19 protein-coding genes are annotated in these 23,969 nt (G+C 57.1%); 10 read left to right on the top strand and 9 right to left on the bottom strand.

Features of this window, described 5'->3' with window-relative positions; all coding sequences use genetic code 11:
* Window positions 1–71: 71 nt before the first annotated feature.
* From AC0TOY_RS01725 to AC0TOY_RS01735, 3 genes are read right to left on the bottom strand one after another with little or no spacing between them, the layout of a single operon-like run.
* Window positions 72–2,249 (bottom strand): virulence factor SrfC family protein, encoded by a 2,178-nt coding sequence (locus AC0TOY_RS01725; protein ID WP_473721422.1) that lies wholly within the window; start codon window positions 2,247–2,249, stop codon window positions 72–74.
* Window positions 2,246–5,227, bottom strand: a complete 2,982-nt coding sequence (locus AC0TOY_RS01730) for a virulence factor SrfB (RefSeq protein WP_048991988.1) — start codon at window positions 5,225–5,227, stop codon at window positions 2,246–2,248. Before AC0TOY_RS01730 ends, AC0TOY_RS01725 begins: the two co-directional genes overlap by 4 nt.
* 4 nt (window positions 5,228–5,231) lie before the next feature.
* A complete protein-coding gene (locus AC0TOY_RS01735) occupies window positions 5,232–6,578 on the bottom strand; it encodes an SrfA family protein (protein ID WP_061715043.1) in 1,347 nt (448 codons plus the stop codon).
* A 283-nt stretch (window positions 6,579–6,861) separates the two neighbouring features.
* Here AC0TOY_RS01735 and AC0TOY_RS01740 point away from each other — a divergent pair, with 283 nt between their 5' ends.
* A complete protein-coding gene (locus tag AC0TOY_RS01740) occupies window positions 6,862–8,460 on the top strand; it encodes an ABC transporter substrate-binding protein (protein WP_024907249.1) in 1,599 nt (532 codons plus the stop codon).
* A gap of 96 nt (window positions 8,461–8,556) precedes the next feature.
* Window positions 8,557–8,790: a YdcY family protein gene (locus tag AC0TOY_RS01745; RefSeq protein ID WP_008501298.1), complete on the top strand. Its 234-nt coding sequence runs from the start codon at window positions 8,557–8,559 to the stop codon at window positions 8,788–8,790.
* Window positions 8,791–8,793: 3 nt separating this feature from the next.
* Here AC0TOY_RS01745 and AC0TOY_RS01750 read toward each other — a convergent pair whose 3' ends face one another.
* The gene (locus AC0TOY_RS01750; RefSeq protein WP_008501299.1) at window positions 8,794–9,243 is read right to left on the bottom strand and encodes a DMT family transporter; all 450 of its coding nucleotides are present in this window, start codon (window positions 9,241–9,243) and stop codon (window positions 8,794–8,796) included.
* The gene (locus AC0TOY_RS01755; protein ID WP_032647470.1) at window positions 9,240–9,758 is read right to left on the bottom strand and encodes a GNAT family N-acetyltransferase; all 519 of its coding nucleotides are present in this window, start codon (window positions 9,756–9,758) and stop codon (window positions 9,240–9,242) included. Before AC0TOY_RS01755 ends, AC0TOY_RS01750 begins: the two co-directional genes overlap by 4 nt.
* A gap of 148 nt (window positions 9,759–9,906) precedes the next feature.
* Between AC0TOY_RS01755 and AC0TOY_RS01760 the strand changes: the two genes are divergently transcribed.
* From AC0TOY_RS01760 to AC0TOY_RS01770, 3 genes are all read left to right on the top strand, one after another.
* Window positions 9,907–10,482, top strand: coding sequence for a helix-turn-helix domain-containing protein (locus AC0TOY_RS01760; RefSeq protein ID WP_148768594.1), 576 nt, complete (start codon window positions 9,907–9,909; stop codon window positions 10,480–10,482).
* Between the two features lie 65 nt (window positions 10,483–10,547).
* Window positions 10,548–11,588 (top strand): NADP-dependent oxidoreductase, encoded by a 1,041-nt coding sequence (locus AC0TOY_RS01765; RefSeq protein WP_473721423.1) that lies wholly within the window; start codon window positions 10,548–10,550, stop codon window positions 11,586–11,588.
* Between the two features lie 255 nt (window positions 11,589–11,843).
* The gene (locus AC0TOY_RS01770; protein WP_024909654.1) at window positions 11,844–12,512 is read left to right on the top strand and encodes a GntR family transcriptional regulator; all 669 of its coding nucleotides are present in this window, start codon (window positions 11,844–11,846) and stop codon (window positions 12,510–12,512) included.
* 118 nt (window positions 12,513–12,630) lie between these two features.
* On the opposite strand, the gene pqqU is transcribed toward AC0TOY_RS01770, so the two are convergent.
* Window positions 12,631–14,745 carry a TonB-dependent receptor PqqU gene (gene pqqU / locus AC0TOY_RS01775; protein WP_473721424.1) on the bottom strand — a complete coding sequence of 705 codons (2,115 nt, stop codon included), beginning with the start codon at window positions 14,743–14,745 and terminating at the stop codon, window positions 12,631–12,633.
* Window positions 14,746–14,987: 242 nt separating this feature from the next.
* On the opposite strand from pqqU, the gene yncE reads away from it, so the two are divergent.
* A complete protein-coding gene (gene yncE / locus AC0TOY_RS01780) occupies window positions 14,988–16,049 on the top strand; it encodes a 7-bladed beta-propeller protein YncE (RefSeq protein WP_267216389.1) in 1,062 nt (353 codons plus the stop codon).
* Between the two features lie 51 nt (window positions 16,050–16,100).
* Here yncE and ansP read toward each other — a convergent pair whose 3' ends face one another.
* Window positions 16,101–17,597: an L-asparagine permease gene (gene ansP, locus AC0TOY_RS01785; RefSeq protein WP_024909651.1), complete on the bottom strand. Its 1,497-nt coding sequence runs from the start codon at window positions 17,595–17,597 to the stop codon at window positions 16,101–16,103.
* Between the two features lie 304 nt (window positions 17,598–17,901).
* Window positions 17,902–18,816 carry a LysR family transcriptional regulator gene (locus AC0TOY_RS01790; RefSeq protein ID WP_157189251.1) on the bottom strand — a complete coding sequence of 305 codons (915 nt, stop codon included), beginning with the start codon at window positions 18,814–18,816 and terminating at the stop codon, window positions 17,902–17,904.
* Window positions 18,817–18,924: 108 nt separating this feature from the next.
* Here AC0TOY_RS01790 and AC0TOY_RS01795 point away from each other — a divergent pair, with 108 nt between their 5' ends.
* Window positions 18,925–19,323: a (R)-mandelonitrile lyase gene (locus AC0TOY_RS01795; protein WP_473721425.1), complete on the top strand. Its 399-nt coding sequence runs from the start codon at window positions 18,925–18,927 to the stop codon at window positions 19,321–19,323.
* Here AC0TOY_RS01795 and AC0TOY_RS01800 read toward each other — a convergent pair.
* Window positions 19,320–20,855, bottom strand: a complete 1,536-nt coding sequence (locus AC0TOY_RS01800) for a methyl-accepting chemotaxis protein (protein WP_267216390.1) — start codon at window positions 20,853–20,855, stop codon at window positions 19,320–19,322. The genes AC0TOY_RS01795 and AC0TOY_RS01800 overlap by 4 nt on opposite strands.
* Before the next feature lie 344 nt (window positions 20,856–21,199).
* Here AC0TOY_RS01800 and AC0TOY_RS01805 point away from each other — a divergent pair, with 344 nt between their 5' ends.
* The 3 genes from AC0TOY_RS01805 (at window position 21,200) to AC0TOY_RS01815 (ending at window position 23,969) form a co-directional block, all read left to right on the top strand.
* Complete coding sequence (locus AC0TOY_RS01805) at window positions 21,200–21,739, top strand: AAA family ATPase (protein ID WP_048992002.1); 540 nt, start codon at window positions 21,200–21,202, stop codon at window positions 21,737–21,739.
* Between the two features lie 110 nt (window positions 21,740–21,849).
* Entirely contained in the window at window positions 21,850–22,851 is a 1,002-nt protein-coding gene (locus AC0TOY_RS01810) for an LLM class flavin-dependent oxidoreductase (RefSeq protein WP_248164786.1), read from the top strand.
* Window positions 22,848–23,969, top strand: a complete 1,122-nt coding sequence (locus AC0TOY_RS01815; RefSeq protein WP_148769482.1) for a M20 peptidase aminoacylase family protein — start codon at window positions 22,848–22,850, stop codon at window positions 23,967–23,969. Before AC0TOY_RS01810 ends, AC0TOY_RS01815 begins: the two co-directional genes overlap by 4 nt.

Here is a 23,969-nt window from a genome sequence, read left to right on the forward strand (position 1 = left end):
TCGTTGTGCAATTTATTATCGTTGCAAAATGTAGGCCGGGTAAGCGCAGCGCCACCCGGCATGAAGGGCGGCTACTTTATTAAAGCCTGTAGTGCCTGACGTGCGTCAGGCTGAACATCATGCGGATGCTGGTAATCAATGTTCTCTATCGCGCGGCTATAGAGGGCGACCAGCCAGTCGTAAACGTACGCGGTGGCCGCATGCACAGGCTGTTCTCCCAGGCGCGTCAGACGAGGCTCGGCGCTACTGACCACTGGCGTGACGAAGATGGCCTGGCCCTTGCGGATGCGGCTTGCCGGACGCGTCGCCACGGGCGTCTGGTCGTAACCCAGCCAGCCAATGAAATTGCCCATCACGGCATGCAGTTGCGCAGCGCTACTTTTATCCGCTTCGACGATACGCTGAAGCTGTTGAGGCAGATCAAGCCGGTAGCTGGTGGTCACCAGCACATCCGCGATTTGCTGTAACACCGCAGGTTCCAGCCCCAGACGGACGGCCGCGGCCTCATTGCGGCTCCACTGGCGCAGATGATTTATCCAGACTCTGTGCGCCAGTCGCGCTTTGTCTTTTGTCTGGAACAGGCCGTTGCTTTCCTGTGCATTCTCGGCAAACAGGTCAATGGTGTCCGTAAACAACCCGTTCACCTGCTCCTCGCGAGGCTGCTGAACGGCGAGCAGCGTTTCAAAGGCTTTCAGTGGCGGCAGCAGGCCTTCAAGAAGTTCGCCGTGGCGGGCGGCGCTACTTTGCAGCGTGCGCACCATGTTTTCGGCCTGAGCACGTCTTGTCCCCGGCTCCTCAACCAGCGGCGTCAGATAGCTTTGCATCAGCGATGAGAGCTCCTGTCGCATCAGGCCTTTCAGCGTGCTGAGACGCTTCTGTCGCTGCGCGGGCAGCGTGGCCTGAGACAGCCACTCGATGACGCGCTGCATGCTGTGGCTGTCCAGGGCCTGCAGCGTGCCCCAGCGTAAGCCCGGCTTACCGAGCAGATGCTGTACGGCTTCGTCGAGGTTCTGCCGGGTGGTAAAGCGGGCGTCATGCGGGGTGATCGCCCACACCAGACCTGGAAGGGCTGACTCTTCAGCAGGCTGCGTCTCCTTCACCCAGTTCATCAACACTTTTGCTTTTTTGGCCGTCTGTTCGTGCTGCGCCGTCGCGTTACAAATCACCAGCACATCAGGTTGAAGCTGTTGACGGTAATGCTCGAGCAGCCACTGGGATTTCGCCTGGCGTAGCGGGTCGGCACGGTTATCTTCAAAAACCGGAATATCAATAATATCGACGTTATCCAGCGCGCCGTTCTCAACCGGCAACACCAGCTCGCGGGTCAGGAAGGCCAGCACATCGACGGGGATACTGATGGCGTTAAGCATTTCACCGCCATTCAGCGGATGAAGCAGCGTCTCCTGCGCGTCCTGAAGGTCTAACGTGCCGTCGTGCGTCAGGAATCCTTCACCCGGCAGCCCAAAGCTGTCCACCAGCAGGCTAAGCGGGGCAGCAAGATCGCTGACATGGCTGGTCTGGTGCAGCACGTGGGCCAGTTTTAACCACTGCTGGGTCAACTCCTGCTGCTCGCCCCACAGCAGGGACCAGACGCTGGCCCGCGTGCTGAGATCGAGCGATGGCACCAGCTGGGCAAACTCATACCAGAGGGCATCATCAATTTGCTGTTTCGCTGCGGGTACGGTGCTTTGCCAGAAGCGGGCAATCGCTCCCACCTCCTGAGCAGTGATACCGGGCACGCCCTGCGGCTGGCGCAGCCCGCGCCATTTCTCCAGACGTGTCTCAATGACCGCCTTATCCACCGCGCGCATCTGCGGGTGCAGGGTCGTGCGGGCAATAAACAGCTGTACCAGCTCGGCCTCGGTGACCAGACGCAGACGCAGCGGGAACGCCTCATCAGCCACCTCCGGGGTTTCCCGGGTGAAGCGGACGGCCATGTTGGTCAGGGCATGTCCCGGATTGATATGCGAAAAATAGTCAAAGGTGCGCTGGCCTGGCGTTACGTTAAGGCGTCCATTGCCGCTGCCGCACAGAGACAGCAGCAGGTGCGCTTTCGCGCTCTGCGAATGACCGTAAAGCCCAATGCTGCTCTGGCGAGTCATGGCGCGTTCAATGGCCTGCTCCCGCGCCTGCACCGCGTTGATGCGAGCAAGCAGGGCGTCAGCATCGTTATCCAGCACTGGGGCGTTCAGGCGCGTCTCATTAATCCACCCGATTAAGGCCTGAGTGGTGGTCGTGGTCGCTGTCATTTCAGGTATACGCTCCCGCTGTCGATCCAGTAGTGGCTGCCGCTGTGTCGGCGGTCGGCCAAAGTATTCAGTTTGAAGGTTAGTGCGTCAGGCGCAACCGGCGTGCCGTCCTGCAGCCAGGCATCGCTCAGCTCGAAGGCCTCCGGGCCTTCCTGCTTGCTGCCGCCGCAGAGTTTCAGCCGCACGTTCAGCACGCCGTCACCGGCAATGGCTTTGGCCAGTTCAGCCGAGTTAATGCTGAGCGTGTAGAGCGGCGTGGCAGGCCAGCGCGCGTTCGCCAGCTGGCGGAAGCCGAGGGTGACGTTACCGCGCAGCGGGAAGTGCAGACGCGCGTCAAGCTTCGCGCCGGGCTTATCGAGATCGATATCCTGATACCAGACGTTTTCCTCGCGCAGGGTATTGACGGTGTTATCCAGCACGCCGAGATAGCGCACGGTGGAATACGCGCCAATGTCCGCGGCTTTAAAGTTGAAGCGCGGCAGACGCAGATCGAGCGCCAGGCTGCAGAGCATGGCGCCCACCGCGGCTGTCGATTTAGGGTTGCCAATGCGCCCCTGCTGGCTGAACGGATACCACTCGTGCACCTGGTATTTATCCAGCCAGACGATGCGATTGACCGGCACCGGCTGCAGGTGGCGAATGAGCGCCTGAACCCCAGGCAGGCAGCCGGGGCGTCCGGTGATCAGCAGAATATCGCAGCTGTAATGGGAAATCGCCTCACACACCGCGTGGAGCGGGGAGGCCAGCGTAAACTGCCCGGCCAGCATCGCATCCTGCATTTCGCGGAAGTTCACATGCAGCGGCACCGCGAACAGATCGAAAGCGTCTGAACCCGCAGGCAGGGCATGATCGATCGCCTGCTGCAGGTAATTCATCACGTTGCGGGTCGGCTTCTGAGGCAGCAGATCGCCAAAGGTGGCATGCAGACCGGCCAGCGGATCGTCAACGTCGCTGGATTCCCATCCGGCAAGAATGGCATGGCCAATTGGCATAAAGAGCTGCAGCGCCGTTTGCTGACGCAGCACGGCCTGGGTATCAATGCGCCCGGAGTCACCGAACAGCGAGGCCATCAGCAGCGAGGCATCCGCGATACCGGATTTCTGCAGCTGCGTTTGCAGAGCGGGCAACACGTAGCGCTGAATCACGTCCAGAAGCGTATCGTCACCCGCGACCTTAAAGCCTTCACGGAACAGCAGCTGCGGGGTGATTTTGACGTTATTGCCGGAACCGTCGTCCAGTTGGTAATGAGTGATCGCCATATCCGTTGTCCCGCCGCCAATGTCGATGGACGCGACGCGCAGCGCGCGTCCCGGCTGGCTACCCGGCTCAGGCTCACGGTCCGGGCGGGCCAGGGAGGCGAAGAAGGCTTCGGTCTGACCGCCAAAGCGGGAGATGGCTTCGTTATACAGCCAGACCAGCTGACCGCAGCTGGCTTCATCCCACTCCATCTGGATTTCAGGTACCGGCACCACGCTTTTTTCCTGCTGTTTGCGGGTGACAAAATCCTCATCCTGCGGGTGCCAGCCCATCGCTTTCCAGACGATGGCGATGGCTTCAAACATGCGGCGACGGAAAATCTCGCGCTCCTGCTTTGGCATGGCCGAGGGCAGAGTCAGGATCAGGGTGCGCAGCTGGCGCGGCGACGCCGGGAAGCCCAGACGCAGGCGTGTGGCGACGCTATTGATCTGTCCCAGCGCCTGCGCCAGCAACTCGCACAGCATGTGCGTCATCAGGGTGCTGCGGCTGTACTGCGGCGAGAAGACCGGCAGGCGCTCGTCCTGCGGCAGCGTGAAGAGCGGCTCGCCGTCATCGTTCATCAGGTTCATCAGCGGGAATGCGGTGGCAAGCGGTTCACGCTGGGTTTTGCTGTTCATCTGGCTAAAGCGCCAGTCCTGCACGACCGGGGTTTCATCCCACAGGTAGCGACGCGGGCTGGAGATACCGCTGTTGCCTTCGGTTCCCAGACGCTGCATCGCCAGTTTGCGGGCTTCATCACCGACGCGCACAATCGACGGCCAGACAAAGGCATCTTCGCGACCGCTTTCAACCGAGAAGTGCTGCTTGCCAAAACGCGCTTCCGAAAACTCGAGACGGCTGGTGAACAGCGGCTCGTTCAGGAATTGCGGCTCGCTGAGCGAGCGAACCTGCAGCTCGGCGGTCTGGCGCAGCCCATCGTTCGCATCGCCGTGGTCTTCAATAATGACGCCGCAGGTATGGGTATTACCCACGTCGAGGATCAGGTCAACCGGAATGGCTGGCGTGCTGAGCGTATGGGTAACAAATTTCACTTCCGGTACGGTGAGCTGTTCACCGAGCATGGTCAGCACGTTGAGCCAGTGGGCCTGATACTCAAATCCGCGCATCGCCTGCTGGAGATCGCGTTCTGAGCGGTTTTCAACGCCGTCGGCATACTGGGTAAAGGCCTCGCGCAGCCAGCCGTCAATCCAGGTCTGATCGAGGAAACTTTCTACCTCGTTATCGCGCCAGGCCAGCGCGAAACGGGTCCCGTTGAGAATATCGTTTTCAACCGGGGACAGGGCTGACGTGGCGTGTTCAGCGATCTGGCTGTCAAGGGCGAGAGTGACGCGGTGCGTATTGCCTGCCGTATCGGGCGTATCAAGCCTGCGCACCTGAACGCGTGCCCAGTTATCCGGCCCCTCAACAAAGGTTCGCGGTGGGTTAAAGCGCAGGAACGGAACCGGAAGCCAGACGCCGTCCAGCACCGTCAGAGACTGATGCAGCGGGATGGTGGTTTCCGGTTTGACCACTTCAGGCTGCCCGCCGTTCGTTCCCGGCAGGGTATAGCGACCGTTGACCAGGTCGAAATCGAGGCGCAACAGCGGGCCGTTCGCGGTTTTACGTACGAAGCGCCCGTTGCTGGCGGTGTCCTGCGGCGTCAGACCGAAATCAAGGAACTGCACGCCGCTGTTGGCAATAAGCGTGACGCTTTGTTTATAGTCGCAAAGATTAACCAGCATAGGATCAGGCACCTGCTTTCTTGAACGTCAGTGGGACGACGGTGTTGGCATCATAACGGGCGCGACATTCCGCGATATCGCTGGTGCCGGCTTTACAGGCAACTTCCGGCATTGGGTAGCGGGAACCGTCGGTGCAGCGGGCGGTTCCGCGACTTTTAATCATCAGCTCGCCATTGCTGTGCAGCCCGGAAAAGACCTCCGCACGGCAGACCACGTTATCGCCATGGACAACCCGGGCGAAACCTTTATTGTTCTGGATTTGATAGCGCATTGATGGCGGCTTGCCGGTGACCGGATCTTTCACGTCGAGAACCGCACGCCAGGTGCCGTTCAGGAAACGCGTCGATCCCGCTTTTACCTGATTCGCTTCCATCACCATGGCATCTTTCGGGATGGCGACAATCACCACCGGAGCGGCTGTTTGTGCAGGCGCCGGAACTGCTTCTTTTTCTTTGCTGGCCACAACCTCTGCCTGATGCAGCGGTAATTTCATCGCCAGTGGCTCAACCGCTTTGATCGGTTTTGGCGCAATCTCGACGGGCTCTGGTGCAGGCGCTGGAGCGGGCTCAGCGGAAGGCGACTGTTTTGGCCACAGCAGTGGAGCGGCAATGGCGGCGACGATCACGGCGGCAACCGGCAGCGTCCACAGGGGGACGCGGCGCTTTTTCGCGACAATCGCCGGGGGCGTTTCCTGAACGACTTGCGCCACGACCGGGGCCGGTTCAGGCTCATACAGATCTTCCGGCGTAATGCGCACCACCGTGGAAGGGGCGATCAGCGGCTCGTCAGCCTGTTCAAAGGTCACCAGCGGTTCTGGCTCAGGTTCCGGTTCAGGATCTTCAATGACAACGGGAGCAGGCTCAGGGACCAGCGATTCACGCAGGCAGTCGAGGACGTCGTCGCGCGCACTCTCGTTCAGGTTTACAAACCCCCAGAAGCTGATGACCGGCTTTCCGTCTACCAGGAAGAGGAAGTTTTCACCCGGGAACTGAAACGCCTTCGACAGCAGAGAACCAAAAAGCTGCTGCGCGGTTTTGGGCGACTGCAGGCATTTCTTGCTCAACGACTCGACGCTGGCGAGCGTGTTTTCCAGATAGCGCAGGGCGCGATAACGGTCATCTTCATCGGCCGCTTTCCAGCTGGTTACGCTCCCTTCGACAGGGGAATACCAGTCCACGCGGTCACCGCTGTCGTTGACCTGAGGAATTGCCAGACAGTCGACGATGGCCTGTTGTTTGCGCAACCGGAGCGCTTCCCGGATTTGTAACGCTGATTCGAAAACGGCTTGTCCGCCGCCGCCAACGGCCTGAAAGTCATCCAGATTACCGCTGCGTAAAAGAGTTTTTGCCACGATTTGATCCCATATACTTCTTCACACCATTACTTTAACGAAACGAGGAAGCAACCAAACGGGGGAAGAGACGCTAAAAGGGCCGATTTCTTGCGGCATAGAAAGTGACGGTTGTGCTTGACGAATAATGGCCCTTAAGGCAAATCACCTTTTTGGACGCTGGCGGTTAAAACAGCAAAAAACGCGGCTTTAGAATAACCTGATAGTGTTTCGTTATTTGCCAGGTCAAAACGCCTGTGCTGTTATTACTGTCCTATATAATAAAACTGTCAGGGTTATAACCATGTCTACAGGGAAAACACTGCTCGCCCTTGCGCTGAGCGCGCTGTTACCAGCCGGTGCCGCATGGGCGGCAAACAACGATACGCTTATTTACTGTTCTGAAGCGTCTCCCGAGTCCTTCAACCCGCAAATCGCCAGCTCTGGCCCATCTTTTGTGGCCAGCTCCCAGGTGCTGTATAACCGTCTGATCAATTTTGACCCGGTGAAAAACACTCCGGTGCCGTCGCTGGCGGAGTCCTGGACGATTTCACCGGACGGCAAGACCTATACCTTTACCCTACGTAAAGGAGTGAAGTTCAACAGCAACAAATACTTCAAACCGACGCGCGACTTTAATGCTGATGACGTCATTTTCTCGGTCATGCGTCAGAAAGACCCTAAACACCCGTACCACAACGTGTCGCAGGGCAACTACGAATACTTTAACGATGTGGGTCTCGATAAGCTGATCCAGGACGTTAAAAAGGTCGATGATTACCACGTTCAGTTCACCCTGAGCGAGCCCAACGCCGCGTTCCTGGCCGACTGGGGGATGGATTTCGCCTCGATTCTCTCCGCTGAATACGCCGACGCGATGCTGAAAAAAGGCACGCCTGAGAACGTGGACACCTGGCCGATTGGTACCGGGCCTTACGTGCTGCAGCAGTACAAAGTGGATTCGCTGATCCGCTACGTTGCGAACCCGAACTACTGGGAAGGTGAAGTGCCGACGAAGCATCTCATCTTCTCCATTACGCCAAACGTGGAAACCCGCCTGGCGAAGCTGCAGACCAACGAGTGCCAGATTATTCCTGCGCCGTCCCCGGTTCAGTTTGACGCCATCAAGAACAACAAAGACCTGACGCTGCACTCGGTCGATGCGCTGAACGTCGGTTATCTGGCGTTTAACACCGAGAAAAAACCGTTTGATAACGTGCTGGTGCGTCAGGCGCTTAACTACGCGACCGACAAGAAGGCCATCGTTAATGCGGTCTTTATGGGATCGGGCACGGTGGCAAAATCGCCGATCCCGCCAAATATGCTGGGCTTCAATAAAGACCTGAAGGACTACAGCTACGATCCTGAAAAAGCGAAAGCCCTGCTGAAGCAGGCGGGCCTGGAGAAGGGCGCGGAAGTCACGCTGTGGTCAATGCCGGTTCAGCGTCCGTATAACCCGAACTCGCGTCGTATTGCGGAGATGATCCAGAGCGACTGGGCCAAAGTTGGCGTGAAGGCCAAAATTGTCTCCTACGAGTGGGGCGAATATCTCTCCGGAATGCGTAAAGGCGAACATGACTCCGCGCTGTTTGGCTGGATGTCCGACAACGGCGACCCGGACAACTTTGCCGACGTGCTGCTCGGCTGCAACAGCATTAAAACCGGCTCAAACGCCGCGCGCTGGTGCGATAAGGGGTATGATGCCCTGGTGCAAAAAGCGAAGCTGACCAGCAGCCCGGCCGAGCGCGCGAAGCTCTATAGCCAGGCGCAGGAGATTTTCTACCAGCAGGCGCCGTGGATCGCGCTGGCCAACGGGAAAACGTTCTACGCGACCCGCAGCAACGTGACCGGGTACAGCGTAAGCCTGATGGGCAGCGATTTCTCGAAAGCGAAGCTGAACTGATCGTGTGCCCGGTGGCGCTGCGCTTACCGGGCCTACGGTTCCCCCTGTAGGCCGGGTAAGGCGTAGCCGCCACCCGGCAATTCACAAGGAGTGACAATGTCACATTTAAACGAAGTTATCGCCCGCGTCGATGCCGCTATCGAAGAGAGCGTCATTACCCATATGAACGAGCTGCTGATTGAATTAAGCGATGATGCAGAGCTCAGCCGTGAAGATCGCTACACCCAGCAGCAGCGTCTGCGCACCGCGATTTCGCACCACGGCAAGCAGCATAAAGAAGAGATGGACGCGCGTGAGGAACAGCTGACGAAAGGCGGCACCATACTGTAACGATCAAAACTGGCGTCGCGCCACCAGCCAGGCCCCCACGACCAGCATCACCGCGCCGCACACTGGGCCAATCAGGGCGCGAAGCGGAATACCATGGCTCCTCAGCACGTCCAGCACCAGCCCGCCAATCAGCTGGCTTGCGACCAGCACGGCGATGGTCGTCGCCGCGCCAACGTTCTGATAGCCGCTGATGCTGGCAAACACGAAAAACGACCCCAGCAGCCCCGGGATAAGCGTCCACCAGCGCACCGTTGCGGCCAGCTCGCTGAATCCGGCCACGCCCTGTTTCAGCAGCAGAATACTGACAAACAGCACAATGCCGACCAGCGAATTCAGCAGCATCGCGATGAGAATGGTGGAGGAGGACTGGGTGATACGCACCATCAGGGTGTTTTGCACCACCAGACCGATGCCCGCCGCCACCAGAAACGCCAGCGTCAGTGACTGATTCATGGGATAGCGTCCGGATCGCTGCGCTCGTCCAGCTGCAGCTGCATAAAGGTTAAGTCCAGCCAGCGGCCAAACTTGGTTCCCACCTGCGGCATTTGTCCGGTCGTCACAAAGCCGAGCGTCTCATGGAGATGAATCGAGGCATGGTTTTGCGCTTCAATGCCGGCCACCATCACGTGTTTACCGATGGCGCGGGCCTCGTTAATCAGCGCCTTCATCAGCGTGCGGCCAATCCCTTTACCCTGATGGGCCGGATGGACGTAGACCGAGTGCTCAACCGTATGACGGAAGCCGTCAAAGGCGCGCCAGTCGCCGAAAGAGGCGTAACCGGTGATGACACCGTCTTCTTCGCTCACCAGAACCGGATAACCCGCCAACGTGCGCGCCTCAAACCACGCGATTCGGTTATCGGTATCGACGGTTTTATCGTTCCAGATCGCGGCAGTATGCAGCACCGCGTGGTTGTAAATCTCGCCTATCGCAGCGCAGTCTTCTTTGCAGGCATGACGAACGATCATGATGAAGCCTCTGTGTGTTGTTCACTATAGTATTACGTTATCGCTACGATATTACACAACTGTATCCCCCGATCGCTACGGCATAAGCCATATTTTTTTGTTATCAAAAGCCCATTGAATTGCCGTTCATACACTATAGTATGACGTCATGAACACCATAACAGACACGATGAATCAACGGATTAGCGCAAGAATTCGCCTTGAACGCGAGTCTCGCGGATGGTCCCTCACCGAGCTTGCTGACCGGGCAGGGGTCTCGCGCGCGATGATCCACAAGATAGAACGCGGAGACAGTAGCCCGACGGCCACCTTGCTTGCCCGCCTGTCTGGCGCGTTTGGCATCAGCATGTCAACGCTGATTGCCCGGGCCGAAATGCAGGAGGGCAAGCTGCTGCGCCTGGCAAACCAGCCCGTCTGGCGCGATCCGCAGACGCACTACCTCCGCCGCCATGTTTCTCCCCGTACCGATCTGCCCATCGACCTGGTTCAGGTGGAACTGCCTGCGGGCAGCGATGTTCCTATGCCTGCCTCTTCTTACGCGCTGGCACGTCAGCTTATCTGGCTGCAGTCCGGTGAGCTGGTGTTCCAGGAGGGCGATACGCGCCACGAGATGCACGCCGGAGACTGTCTCGAGCTGGGGCCGCCGAATGACTGCCGGTTCATCAACGAGACGAATGAAACCTGCATCTATCTGGTTGTACGCCTCAACCAGTCTGGCTCGTAATGCTAATGCGATAACGCTGAACGTGAGCCAGGCTGTAATGACATTTGTACCAGAAGGAGATCCTGATGAATCACTCTGTTTCGCATAACCGCCGCTGGGTGCTGGCCTCTCGTCCACAGGGCGCACCGGTCGCGGAAAATTTTCGTCTGGAAACGCAGCCTGTTCCGGAACCGGGTGCGGGGCAGCTTCTGCTTCGTACCGTCTGGCTGTCTCTGGATCCTTATATGCGGGGTCGCATGAGCGACGCGCCATCCTATTCACCGCCGGTTGAGCTCGGTGCGGTGATGGTGGGGGGAACGGTCAGCCGCGTTGAACAGTCAAACCATCCAGACTTCAAAGCCGGTGAATGGGTGCTGGGCTACAGCGGCTGGCAGGAGTATGAACTTTCGGACGGCAGTGGCCTGGTGAAGCTGGGCGAAAATCCGTCTCATCCTTCCTGGTCGCTGGGCGTACTGGGCATGCCGGGCTTTACCGCCTATATGGGGCTGCTGGATATCGGGCAACCGAAAGCGGGTGAAACGCTGGTGGTGGCTGCGGCGACCGGCCCGGTTGGCGCGACAGTAGGGCAGATCGGCAAAATCAAAGGTTGCCGGGTGGTCGGCGTGGCTGGTGGCCCAGAGAAATGCCGCCATGCCGTTGAGGTTCTCGGCTTTGACCTGTGTCTGGATCACCATGCGGCGGATTTTGCCGACCAGCTGAAACACGCCTGTCCGAACGGTATTGATGTCTATTATGAAAACGTCGGCGGGAAAGTGTTTGACGCCGTTCTGCCGTTACTGAATACCTCTGCGCGCGTGCCTGTGTGTGGTCTGGTGAGCGGCTACAATGCGACGGGCTTGCCCGAAGGGCCAGATCGCCTCCCGCTCCTGATGGCGACCATCCTGAAGAAACGCATTCGTATGCAGGGCTTTATCATCGGCCAGGACTACGGGCACCGCATTCATGAGTTCCAGGAGGCGATGGGGCGCTGGGTGCAGGAGGGGAAAATCCACTATCGCGAACAGGTGACGGACGGGCTGGAAAATGCCCCCGAGGCGCTGATTGGCCTGCTGGAAGGACGAAACTTCGGCAAAGTCGTGATTCGCGTCGCGAGTGACAATAAATAAAGAGCACAATGGCGGGGTTTCCCGCCATATTTATTTGTGAAGATACGATATATTGTCTTTAATTACTGGACAGGGTTTTTCGCGCCATCATCCCGGATGAGGCCGAAAACGATAAAAAAATGATGTTTGCTTTTTTTGGCTGTTTTACGTACTTCCCACCACCAGGCATGACGATACAGGATATATCGTACCGGCGCCGTTTTATTAAAACTGGCGTTTAAAAATAGCATTAAGTTTTAGCTACAGGAATTCCACATGCTTGATTTGGATCACTTAGAAAAAGCCCAAAGGGTTAGCCTTACCATGCAGGTTGAACACAGTTTGAAAGGGGCGTTAATTACAGGCTCCCTCAAACCAGGAGCACGACTGATTACGAAAGAGATTGCTGATAAATTAGGCACCAGTATTACGCCGGTCCGCGAAGCGCTGCTACGTCTGGTCTCCTCAGGCGCGCTTCACGCCACGCCAGCGCAGGCATTTCTGGTCCCTGAGGTGACGCTGGAGCGTTATAACGAGATTAACGCCATCAGAAAACAGCTTGAGCCGATGGCGGTTGCTGCTGCATGCCAGAATATGTCAGACGGCAAGCTGGAGGCGTTGCGCAAAATGTCAGAGGCCTTCCATGAGGCTATGCGCAATGGAAACGTTCAGCAGGCATTGCATGCAAATCGCATCTTCCGGTTTACGCTTTATCAATATGCGGAAATGCCTACGCTTAATGCCTTAATTGAACAGTTATGGGTGCGCATCGGACCCTGTATGAACTACCTGCATCAGGAACTTAACGACATCAAAACGTCAACGTATCACTATGATGAGCTTCTTTCAGCCCTTGAGCGGAGAGATGTGGATGCCAGCCAGAAGGCAATTGATAAGTTGATTGATGAAGCGGATTTTCTTTTACAGCGACAATATTTTAACTGAGAGATTATTTAACAGAGCGACTATATACTGCGCCTAATTATTTATTTGGTGAATAACTCCTGATGGCTTATTGCCATCAGGAGGGTTATTTCATTAATAAAATAAACTTTTCTTTTTCTTACTCGAAGCGATAAGAGACCGACAGCCCGACGCCATAGTTACGGCCTGGTGCAGGTTCGTAATAACGGCCGTTGGACTCGTTGACAATAACCGAGCCCGCGTACTCTTTATCGAACAGGTTATCGACGCGGCCAAAGACATCCATTCCCCAGTTGCCGTAGTTAAACTTATACCCGGTATTCAACCCGACTACCGTGTACGACGGCGCTTTCGCGGTGTTTTCGTCGTCGGCCATGATGTCGCTCATGTAACGCACGTCCGTGCCCGCGTACCAGCCTTCCTCCGGCTGCCAGCCAAACGAGGCAAAGCCCATGTTGCGCGCAATCCCCGGCATGCGGTTACCGTTACAGTCTGCGTCACTGCAGACGTTAGTACGGTAGGTGGCATCCAGGTACGTCCACGCCATCTTCAGCTTCCAGTTCTCAGCGAACTGCTGATCCAGAGAAACTTCCACACCCTGACGGCGTGTTTTCCCGGCATTTTTATAGGTTGTGCGGCCGCCGGAACTGGAGTCCACCACAATCTCATCATCCGTATCGGTGCGGAACAACGCCGCCGTCAGCAGGCCGTTGCCGATGCGGGTTTTGCTGCCCACTTCATAGGTGTTGTTCGTGGATGGCTTCAGGCCAATATTCAGACCGCCCTGATTATCCGCACGATAGGAGAGTTCGTTGATGGTTGGAGTTTCAAATCCACGCCCTGCGGCAGCGTAGAGGTTCCACCCGTCAGTCACCGCATACTTAACGGCGCCCGCCGGGAGCCACTTGTGATAGCTCGCGTCACCGCTGTCATCGCCGTTGCCCCGCGTAACGTAATGGTCATTGGAATCAAACCAGACCGAACTGTAGCGAACACCCGCATCGACAGAGAGTTTCTGCGTCAGCTGCCAGCTGCTCTGCAGATAAGGATCGACGTTCCACATCAGGTTGCGTTCGTCGCGACGTTTATCGCCTTTGACGCCGTATTCCGGCACGCCGTTGCTCATCACGAAGTTCTCGTAGCCGCGACGATCTTCACTCAGGTTTTCGTAGTTCAGACCGGTGGTAAAGGTCACCGGCACCAGCAGCTCGCCGCGGTGCGTCCAGCGGGTATCCACGCCCTGATAGTGGCGCTGCATGTCGATCACGCCACCGGAGTGAGTAGGAGGTTTTTGAAACTTCGCCTGAATCGACTGGTACTGCGTCATTTCACGCTCGCCGGCGTACATCATCACGCTGAGGTCGTCCTGGGTGCTGAGCTGGCGATCGTAGCGCAGGCCGGCTTGGGTCTGTTTGATGGTCTTACGGGTGTTGTACTGATCGCCACGCGGAGACTGACGCGGATTATTCTGCCACTCCTGATAGCTCAGACCGCCCGGATCGTTGGCCTTCATGTCTACGCTGTTGAAGATTAGCGTCAGCTTGCTGACGTCATCAATACGCACGCCCAGCTTGGCGTTGGCCAGATTCTTCCGCGCGCCGCTGTGGTCGCGATAGCCCTGGGTGGTGAAACGGGTGGTGGAAACGGTGTAATCCACATCACCTGCGTGGGTGCCGTCGCCCATCGCACCGGTGGCCTTCATGCCGTAGCGCCAGGTACCGTAGCTGCCGTAATAGCTGCTGGCTTCAATGGTTGGCGGCTGCTGCCCGGTCTGGGTGTTGATGTTAATCACGCCGCCAGAGGCGTTGCCGTACAGGGCAGAGAAGGGGCCGCGCAGCACTTCAACGCTCTCCACGCTGGAGAGATCGATGTTGGAGGTCTGGCCCTGTCCGTCCGGCATGGTGGCAGGGATACCGTCGACGTACATACGGATACCGCGCACGCCAAACGTTGAGCGGGCGCCAAACCCACGCATCGAAAGCTGGAGATCCTGAGCATAGTTCTGGCGGTTCTGAATTTGCAGTCCCGGAACGCTGCCGAGGGATTCAGACAGGTTGATGCGAGGCGCGGCGTGGCGCATGTCATCGCCATTGACGACGCTGACCGCGGCCGGGGTATCCAGCTCCGATACGGTTTGCGGCGTGGCGCTGACGATCATGGTCTGTTCCTCCGCGCTCATAGCGGTAAGCGGCGCGAAAGTAACGGGAACCAGCAGCAGCGGGAGAGAGGCCTTACGGGCAGAAATGATTTTCATGAATAAAACCGGTTGTGGTGTATAAACGAACCAAATGGAACATGTCCATACATGTTAAAGGTTTTGTAAATGTTTTGAAAACTATAACCGCACATTGCGTTAATGAAAGGTGGTGTGGGAAAGAAAAACTCCACATTTAGTTGATTAATGATTACTATTCTCATTATCAAAAGGCGATGCCATGACGTTGCCTGCAGGAAGTGATGTCAGCCCAAACCCCTCTTTTCAGAAAAGGAATTGTTATGTCTTTACGTCATCTGTGCTCGCCGCGTCTGAGCCTGTCACTGCTGTCTGCCACTTTACTGCTCGCCGGGACGTTCCAGGCGCATGCCGCCGAAGAGATGCTGCGTAAAGCGGTGGGCAAAGGGGCGTATGAAATGGCCGTGAGCCAGCAGGAGAATGCGCTGTGGGTGGCGACCTCGCAAAGCCGCAAAACCGATAAGGGCGGGGTTGTTTACCGTCTTGATCCGGTCACGCTGGACGTGACGCAGGCGATTCACAGCGATCTGAAACCCTTTGGTGCCACTCTCGACAGCGCGACGCAAACCCTGTGGTTTGGCAACACCATCAACGGCGCGGTAACCGCGATTGATGCAAAAACGGGCGACGTAAAAGGACGTCTGGTGCTGGACGGGCGTCAACGCAGCGAAACCGTCAAACCGCTGCAGCCGCGCCAGCTGGTGGCGGATGACGCGAGCAACACGATTTACATCACTGGTGTCGGCAAAGAGAGCGTGATTTGGGTCGTGGATGGCGCAACGCTGAAGCTGAAAGAGACCATTGCCAATACTGGCACCTACAGCACCGGTCTGGCGCTGGATGCGCAGGCGAAACGTCTCTATACCACGAATGCGGACGGTGAACTGGTGACGATTGATACGGCCAGCAACAAGATTATCAGCCGTAAAAAAGTGCAGGACGACGGGAAAGAGCACTTCTATCTGAACCTGAGCCTCGACGCTGCCGGTCAGCGTGCGTTCCTGACTGATTCAAAACAGCCGGAAGTGCTGGTAGTGAGCCTGAAAGACGGCAGCGTGATCGAGAAAATCGCCGCGCCGGAATCCCTGGCGGTCCTGTTTAACCCGGCCCGCAACGAAGCCTACGTGACCCACCGTGAAGCCGGCAAGGTGAGCGTGATTGATGCGAAAACGTATAAGGTGACTAAAACGTTCGACACGCCGGTCTACCCGAACAGCCTGGCGCTTTCTGCCGATGGTAAAACGCTGTATGTGACGGTGAAACAAAAATCCACCCGCCAGCAGGAAGCCACCCAGCCTGACGATGTCATTCGTATCGCGCTGTAAGATAAAAAAAGGGAAGGCATTTGCCTTCCCTTTTTAATGCTTTCTGGATGCTTAACGCGAGGTTTCTTCCACCAGCGGTGCGTCGTGTTTTTCATCGTCGTGATGAACCGGCGCGGTGCTGTGGATCTCGTGAACGCGCTTACGCACGCCGAACCAGCCGGCAATCAGCAGTACCGCCAGCAGCGGAATCGTCGCGATGGTGTAGGTACCGTTCGGATAGTCGAACGCCATCAGCACCAGCACGCTGAACAGGAAGAGCAGGGTGAGCCAGGAGGTCACCGGTGCGCCCGGCATCTTGAAGCTCACATCAGCCGCTTTGCCTTCTTTAATCGCCTTGCGCAGACGCATCTGGCAGACCACGATAAAGCCCCAGGAAGCGATAATCCCCAGTGCAGCCACGTTCAGAACGATCTCAAATACGCGGGACGGCACCAGATAGTTCAGGAACACGCCAAAGACGTAAACCACCAGCGTGGCCAGAATCCCTGCATAGGGAACCTGCTGCTTGCTCATCTTCGACATGAACTTCGGCGCGGAACCGCCCATCGACATGGAGCGCAGGATACGACCGGTAGAGTAAAGGCCGGAGTTCAGGCTGGAGAGCGCCGCCGTCAGGACCACGATGTTCATGATGCTGCCCACGTAAGGCACGCCCAGCTTAGAGAAGAAGGTCACGAACGGACTCTGGCCCGCCTGATAGGCAGTCCATGGCAGCAGCAGCACCAGCAGCACCACGGAACCGACGTAGAACAGACCGATACGCCAGATCACGCTGTTGATGGCTTTTGGCACCATCGTCTGCGGATCTTTACATTCACCTGCCGCGGTGCCCACCAGTTCGATAGAGGCGAAGGCGAACACGACGCCCTGAACCAGTACCAGCGCAGGCAGCAGACCGTGCGGGAAGAATCCGCCGTTATCGGTTATCAGGTGGAAGCCGGTGGCATTGCCATCCAGCGGCTTACCGCTGCCGAGGAAGACGGTACCCACGACCAGGAACACCACGATGGCCAGCACTTTTACCAGCGCAAACCAGAACTCCATCTCCGCGAACCACTTCACGCCGATCATGTTCATGGTGCCGACAATCGCCAGCGCACCAAGCGCAAACACCCACTGAGGCACATCACCAAACGCGCCCCAGTAGTGCATATACAGCGCAACGGCGGTGATATCGACAATACCCGTCATCGCCCAGTTGACGAAGTACATCCAGCCCGCAACGTAAGCCGCTTTTTCACCGAGGAATTCACGGGCGTAAGAGACGAAGCTTCCGCTGGAAGGGCGATGCAGTACCAGTTCGCCCAGCGCGCGGAGAATGAAGAAAGAGAAGATCCCGCACACCAGATAGACCAGGGCGAGAGCCGGGCCAGCCATCTGCAGGCGTGCACCAGCACCTAAAAACAGACCCGTTCCGATAGCGCCGCCGATGGCGATCATTTGAACCTGACGGTTGCCCATCGCTTTGTGGTAGCCCTCTTCGTGAGAGTTCAACCAGCGACGTTTAGCAGCATGATGATCGGCTGCGCTTTTATTGCTTGTTTTCATTGAGTTACCTGTTTGCCTGTCTGAACCATTATCGTGATAGTCCTGCCTGGCAGAAAGCAATACAAACGATTGCTTCTGCGCAAACACATGTCGCCTTCCCAGTCATTCTGCGTATGGATAAGGCGAAACATGGCGAGGCATCCTACCTGCAATTCATAAGCGACGCAAAATATAACCGTGCCGAAAGTGATGCACGTCGAAGGAAATCGTGTGGTCAGAGCAGACGGGGATCACAACACGCTGAATCGTGATGAGTTTTTAGTCAAAACAATGGCGAGGTTGATTATTTAATCATCAGATTCTCTTAATTATTACCAGATGGTATAAATTTTTGCTGCTGCAGGGCATCGAGAAGTAACCTGAACGCGGTTGTGTGCTGCCGGCGGCTCGGATAATAGAGGTGGTATCCTTCAAACGTGGGGCACCACGATTCAAGGACCCTGACCAGCCGTCCCTGATTCAGAGCGTCCAGAACCGAGGACTCGGGCACGTAGGCTAATCCGAGACCATTCTCCGCGGCGTCGATGCGCTGCGACAGGTTATTCAGCGTAAGCTGTCCGTCAACCCGCACGCGAAGCTCGCGCCCGTCGCGCTCAAATTCCCAGTTATACAATCCCCCTCGGGTGGGCAGGCGGAGATTGATACAGCGGTGTTCACCCAGCTGCTCCGGCACGAGCGGCACGCCAAAACGAGCCAGGTAATCCGGGGAGCCGACGACCGCCATGCGCATGTCCGGCGCAATCCGCACCGCAATCATGTCTTTTGCCACCTGTTCACCCAGGCGAACCCCTGCGTCGAAGCGGCCATCTACGATATCTGTCAGGCCATTGTCGACCATCACTTCGACGTTAATGTCAGGATATTGCAGCATAAAAGCCTTCAGGACCGGCCAGAGCACGGCATCCATCGCGTGCTCGCCGGCGACGATGCGGATAGCGCCTGCGGGTTTGTCGCGGGTGCTGCGAAGCGCCGTGAGTTCCTGTTCGATCTCCAGCAGATGCGGGCTGAGGCGCGAAAAAAGCTGCTCACCCGCGGGTGTCGGAACCACGCTGCGGGTTGTGCGGGTTAACAGGCGAACGTCTAATCGCGCCTCAAGCTTGCGCATCGCATGGCTCAGCGCCGATTGCGAGACGCCCAGCTGCGCCGCTGCGCGCGTAAAGCTACGCTCGCGGGCCACCACCATAAAGGAGAGCAGATCGTTGAAATTATCTTTTAGCATCGCGGTTCTATTTATGAGTTTCAGTCATGTGTCCTATCTGATTATGCACCCTAATGCTGCCGAGTGCTTTGCGCTACTGTTAACGCAACAGTCAACGAGGAGCAAAAGATGAAAATTATCCGCAGCGGTTCAATACCTTCAGTACGAGGACCGGAAGCCTGGTTTACCGGGACTGTTCGGATTGACGCACCCTTTCAGGCGACCGAACCTGCCAGCGTCGACGGGGCAACCGTAACCTTTGAGCCGGGCGCGCGCACGGCCTGGCATACGCATCCCCTGGGACAAACGCTGATTGTGACGCAGGGGCGCGGCTGGTTACAGGAGTGGGGCAAAGAGGCGGAAATCCTGAATCAGGGCGATATCGCCTGGATCCCACCCGGCGTGAAGCACTGGCACGGCGCAAATGCGCAAACGGCGATGACGCATCTTGCGATCGCCGAAGCGGTAAACGGCAGCCCGGTAACATGGCTGGAAAAAGTGACTGACGAGCAGTACCCGAACGGCTAACCGCCAAAAACTGCAATCGCGTGCTGCAGGCGCGTCGTCCGCTGCGTCAGGTGATTCGCGGCGTGAGTGACGTTATCCACCATCCCCGTATTGCTCTGGGTCATTGCGCCGATACGGGAGAGGGAGGCGTTGATCAGCGTCAGCGCCTGGGTTTGTTCCTGCGTGGCGTGGCCGATCTCCTTAATCAAGGTGGAAACCTGCAGAACATGGTCGATCATGACCGTCAGCTGTGATTCGGTTTGTACCACCTTCTCCACGCCAGCGTTGACGCTGGCAACGTTTTTCTCGATCAGCGCTTTGATCTCTTTCGCCGCCGTCGCGGAGTGCTGCGCAAGATTGCGCACCTCAGCCGCCACCACGGCAAAACCGCGCCCGGCTTCACCCGCGCGCGCCGCTTCCACGGCGGCATTCAGCGCAAGAATATTGGTCTGGAAGGCAATGCGATCGATAACGCTGATAATATCGACGATCTGGCCGTTATCCTGCGACACGGACTGCATCATACCGATGGTCTCTTTCATCATCGCTTCACCGCAGTGGGCGCTGTCGCTGGTGCGATCCGCCATCTGGATCGCTTCATTCGCGGTTTCTGCCGTCTGCTTCACCGCGCTGGCGATCTCTTCCACCGCAGATGCGGTTTGTTGCAGAAAGTCTGCGGTTTCTTCAGAGCGCGTTTGCAGCGCCGCACCTTCTTTCGCGACCTGCTGGCTGATGGTGCCAATCCCGCTGATTTGCGCCCCGACATCGTCAACCAGCGAATTCAGGTTCAAACCTGATTGATTCACCAGGCGCATCATCAGCCCGATGTCATCGATCCTGTCAAAATGGTAATAGTCCGTTTTACGTCCTGAAACCACGCGCTGCATCTGTTGAACAATAGATTTTACCGGCCGTGCGATCTGCGCGTGAAGATAACAGGCAAGGGCAGAAAAGAGCAGCGCCAGACTCCCCGACTGCACAAGTTTATCAGGGAAGAAATACACCGCCAGGCAGGAGAGTAACGCTGTCGTTGCAATACCAAGATGGATTCGTTTACAGGTGCTGAGACATTTAAAAAGCGACATAAAGGAAAATAAACCGCGTCGAACTAACAGTCCTTTATAAAAACGATAATGTTTTAATTCGTTATTACGCACTTTTGCATACAGTTTTTCACTGGCTGCGATCTCTTCCCGTGCGGGGATATTTCGCACCGAAATATAGCCCGTCAGGGATCCACCCTGCCAGACCGGCGTCACGTTGGCCCGCACCCAGTAGTGATCGCCATTATGACGACGGTTCTTCACCAGCCCTGTCCAGGTCTCGCCCTGCTGCAGGGTAAACCACATGTCACCAAACGCTTCGGCAGGCATGTCGGGATGGCGGATGAGGTTATGCGGCTCACCAAGAAGATGTTCTTCTTTATATCCGCTGGCTTCAATAAAAGCGGAATTAGCATAGGTAATATGACTTTTTGTATCGGTGGTCGACATTAACGTCGAACCATCGTTAAGCAAATACTCGTTTTGTGTAACGGGAGTGTTACGCCTCATGAGTAACTCCATGATGTTGTGCAAGAATAAAAAAACGTCCGGAAAGCACTCCGGCAAGATTAATGAGATTATTTTTATAACTGTCTGCTGCTTATTCTCTCTGAAATTTTGGCTGTCTGAAATACTCGCTACATATTATTTTTAAACGGTTAACGCTATCGAATGTAATAAAAATGAAAACATTTTCAGGGGCGTTTTTGGGAGGCGCTGTAAATAAATGACATAAGCCAAACTGTAAGAGGGAGATCGCTTCCCGGGAAAAATTGTCATGCTGAAATAGCGTTTCGTTAACAGGATGAAAACGCTATGATTGGTCACATTTTCGTAAATACAGGGAGGCTGAGGTGAAAATTAACGTCATAGGAACCAGCGGAAGTGGAAAAAGCACGCTGGCGAAGCAGATTGCGACCGAACTGGCTATTCCCTGTATCGAGATGGACAGGCTTTACTGGCAGGCTGACTGGCAGGGCACGCCGGACGACGAGTTTCAGGCAAAGCTGGAGCAGGCGCTACAGGCGTCGCCAGACTGGGTGCTGGACGGTAACTACAACCGCACGCGGCCTGTGAAATGGCGCGATGTAGATGTGGTGGTGTGGGTGGATTATGGGTTTATCCGCACCCTCTGGCAGGCCGTCACCCGAGCAATAAAGCGGGCCTGGCATAAGCATGAGCTCTGGCCGGGAACGGGAAATAAAGAGAGTTTCCGGCGCGCGTTCTTCAGCAGAGAATCGATTATCATCTGGACGATGAAAACCTGGCGTAACAACCGCACGCGCTATGAAGCCGATCTGCAAAACCCGCAATATAGCCATATTCGCTTCGTCCGCATTACCCGTCGGGAGCAGGTGGAAACGCTGATTGCCTCCTTAAAGTCTTATTCTTAGCAGGGTTTTATATATCTGTTTTCCGGCAAACTAAATGTAAATTAATTGTTTCTCAGTGGTGAAATGCACCTTTAATAATGACGACATGTTAAGTCAAACGAGAACGCAACATGTCATGGCGAATCAGCATTCTGGATAAAAGCCCCATCGCTGAAAACGAAACGGCTGCCGATGCACTGGCGCGTACCCTGGCGCTGGCGCAGCAGGCAGAAAATCTGGGCTATCACCGCTTCTGGATTGCCGAACACCACAACACCCCACAGCTTGCCAGCCCTTCCCCGGAGCTGCTGATTGCCTGGATCCTCGGGCAAACCACGCGCATTCGCGTCGGGTCCGGCGGCGTAATGCTTCAGCACTACAGCCCCTATAAAGTCGCCGAGAACTTCAACGTGCTGGCCGCGCTGGCGCCTGGCCGCGTGGATCTCGGCGTCGGGAAAGCCCCCGGCGGATTACCGCTCTCAACCCGCGCGCTGCAGCAGGGCCTGAATCAACAGGAAAAGGGCAGCTTTGCCGAACAGCTGGCCCAGCTCGACCGCTGGATCCGTCCTGAGCATCACGCTACTGAAGAAGCCGTCCGCGCCACGCCGCTGCCGCCGCTGCCTGCTGAAGGTTTCCTGCTGGGCGCGAGTACCGAAAGCGCGCTGCTGGCCGCCAGGCTCGACTGGCACTTTGTGTTTGCCGCACACCTGAACGGTGACCCGGATCTGCTGCGCGAGGTGGTATCGACCTGGCGTGAGAACAGTGCGCGGGACGTGATAGTGGCAGTACAGGCGATTGTCGCTCCGACGCAGGCCGAGGCAGACGCGCTGGCGCAGAAGGTCGAGGTGTGGGGCGTTGAGCTGGCAAACGGGCAGCGCGTCACCGTGGCCAGCGAAGAGCAGGCCTACGCCTTTGCACGCCAGGCGGGCAGCGAGCCGGTGCGCATTGCACGTCGGGCGCAGTCGCTGCTGGCGGGTACCGCTGAGTCGGTAGTGGAACAGCTCAACGCGCTGCATCAGCAGTGGGGCATTGACGAATTTATCATCGACACGCCGGTAGCGGAGGGAGCAACGCGCGTCGCGTCGCTGCGCCTGCTCGCCGAGGCGCGTCTTAACAGGGAGGTCACCGTATGAGCTTTGGCGAACAGCTGATTGCCTGGCGTCGCGAACTGCACCAGAACCCGGAGCTCTCCGGCCAGGAAGTGGAGACCACGACGCGCCTGCGCCAGTGGCTGACGAATGCCGGGATTACCCCGCAGCCTTACGACCTGTCTACCGGGCTGGTGGCGGAAATCGGCTCGGGCAGCAAACTGATTGCGCTGCGGGCGGATATTGATGCCCTGCCGATTGAAGAGCGCAGCGGCGTGCCGTTTAGCTCGCAGCGTGCAGGCGTAATGCATGCCTGCGGACACGATATCCACACCAGCGTCATCCTCGGCGCCGCGTTAAAGCTGAAAGAGCGAGAGGCCTCGCTTAACGGCCGGGTGCGGATCCTGTTTCAGCCTGCCGAAGAGAACTTCGGCGGTGCGAAGAGCATGGTGCGCGCCGGTGCCTTACGCGATGTCAGCGCGATTTTCGGTATGCACAACGAGCCCGGCCTGCCGGTCGGTGAGTTCGCTACCCGAGGCGGTCCGTTCTATGCCAACGTCGACCGCTTTGTGATCCGCATTACCGGTAAGGGCGCGCACGCCGCACGTCCGCATGAAGGCAACGACGCCATTGTGCTGGCGAGCCAACTGGTGACGGCGCTGCAAAGCGTCGCCAGCCGCAACGTCAATACGCTGGATTCGGTGGTGCTGAGCGTGACGCGCATTGCGGGCGGTAACACCTGGAACGTGCTGCCGGAAAGCGTCGAGCTGGAAGGCACGCTGCGTACCCATCGCACGGAAGTGCAGCAGAATGTGAAATCCCGCGTGGGCGAAATCGCTGCCGGTTTTGCCAGCGCCTTCAGCGCGCAGATTGATATCACCTGGTATGCCGGGCCCACCGCGCTGGTGAATGACGAACGCTGGGCCGATTTCGCCACCTCGGTCGCCCGGGACGCCGGATACGAAACCCGGCACGCCGAGCTGCATATGGGCGGGGAAGATTTTGCGGTCTATCTGCAGCAGATCCCGGGGGCGTTTGTCAGCATCGGCAGCAACAGCCCGTACGGTTTACATCATCCGGCATTTAATCCGGATGAAGCCTTAATTGAGCCCGCTGCCCGCTATTTTGCACAGCTTGCGGAAAAAGCCCTGCAACACGTTTAA

This window comes from Enterobacter sp. PL_is379 (assembly GCF_055817355.1).

Excerpts from the sequence above, each read along its gene's own strand:
- pqqU (WP_473721424.1), bottom strand. The coding sequence starts at position 14,745 with ATGAAAATCATTTCTGCCCGTAAGGCCTCTCTCCCGCTGCTGCTGGTT.
- AC0TOY_RS01765 (WP_473721423.1), top strand. The coding sequence starts at position 10,548 with ATGAATCACTCTGTTTCGCATAACCGCCGCTGGGTGCTGGCCTCTCGT.
- AC0TOY_RS01760 (WP_148768594.1), top strand. The coding sequence starts at position 9,907 with ATGAACACCATAACAGACACGATGAATCAACGGATTAGCGCAAGAATT.
- yncE (WP_267216389.1), top strand. The coding sequence starts at position 14,988 with ATGTCTTTACGTCATCTGTGCTCGCCGCGTCTGAGCCTGTCACTGCTG.
- AC0TOY_RS01745 (WP_008501298.1), top strand. The coding sequence starts at position 8,557 with ATGTCACATTTAAACGAAGTTATCGCCCGCGTCGATGCCGCTATCGAA.
- AC0TOY_RS01740 (WP_024907249.1), top strand. The coding sequence starts at position 6,862 with ATGTCTACAGGGAAAACACTGCTCGCCCTTGCGCTGAGCGCGCTGTTA.
- AC0TOY_RS01790 (WP_157189251.1), bottom strand. The coding sequence starts at position 18,816 with ATGCTAAAAGATAATTTCAACGATCTGCTCTCCTTTATGGTGGTGGCC.
- AC0TOY_RS01750 (WP_008501299.1), bottom strand. The coding sequence starts at position 9,243 with ATGAATCAGTCACTGACGCTGGCGTTTCTGGTGGCGGCGGGCATCGGT.
- AC0TOY_RS01770 (WP_024909654.1), top strand. The coding sequence starts at position 11,844 with ATGCTTGATTTGGATCACTTAGAAAAAGCCCAAAGGGTTAGCCTTACC.
- AC0TOY_RS01795 (WP_473721425.1), top strand. The coding sequence starts at position 18,925 with ATGAAAATTATCCGCAGCGGTTCAATACCTTCAGTACGAGGACCGGAA.
- AC0TOY_RS01755 (WP_032647470.1), bottom strand. The coding sequence starts at position 9,758 with ATGATCGTTCGTCATGCCTGCAAAGAAGACTGCGCTGCGATAGGCGAG.
- AC0TOY_RS01725 (WP_473721422.1), bottom strand. The coding sequence starts at position 2,249 with ATGACAGCGACCACGACCACCACTCAGGCCTTAATCGGGTGGATTAAT.
- AC0TOY_RS01810 (WP_248164786.1), top strand. The coding sequence starts at position 21,850 with ATGTCATGGCGAATCAGCATTCTGGATAAAAGCCCCATCGCTGAAAAC.
- ansP (WP_024909651.1), bottom strand. The coding sequence starts at position 17,597 with ATGAAAACAAGCAATAAAAGCGCAGCCGATCATCATGCTGCTAAACGT.
- AC0TOY_RS01800 (WP_267216390.1), bottom strand. The coding sequence starts at position 20,855 with ATGAGGCGTAACACTCCCGTTACACAAAACGAGTATTTGCTTAACGAT.
- AC0TOY_RS01730 (WP_048991988.1), bottom strand. The coding sequence starts at position 5,227 with ATGCTGGTTAATCTTTGCGACTATAAACAAAGCGTCACGCTTATTGCC.
- AC0TOY_RS01815 (WP_148769482.1), top strand. The coding sequence starts at position 22,848 with ATGAGCTTTGGCGAACAGCTGATTGCCTGGCGTCGCGAACTGCACCAG.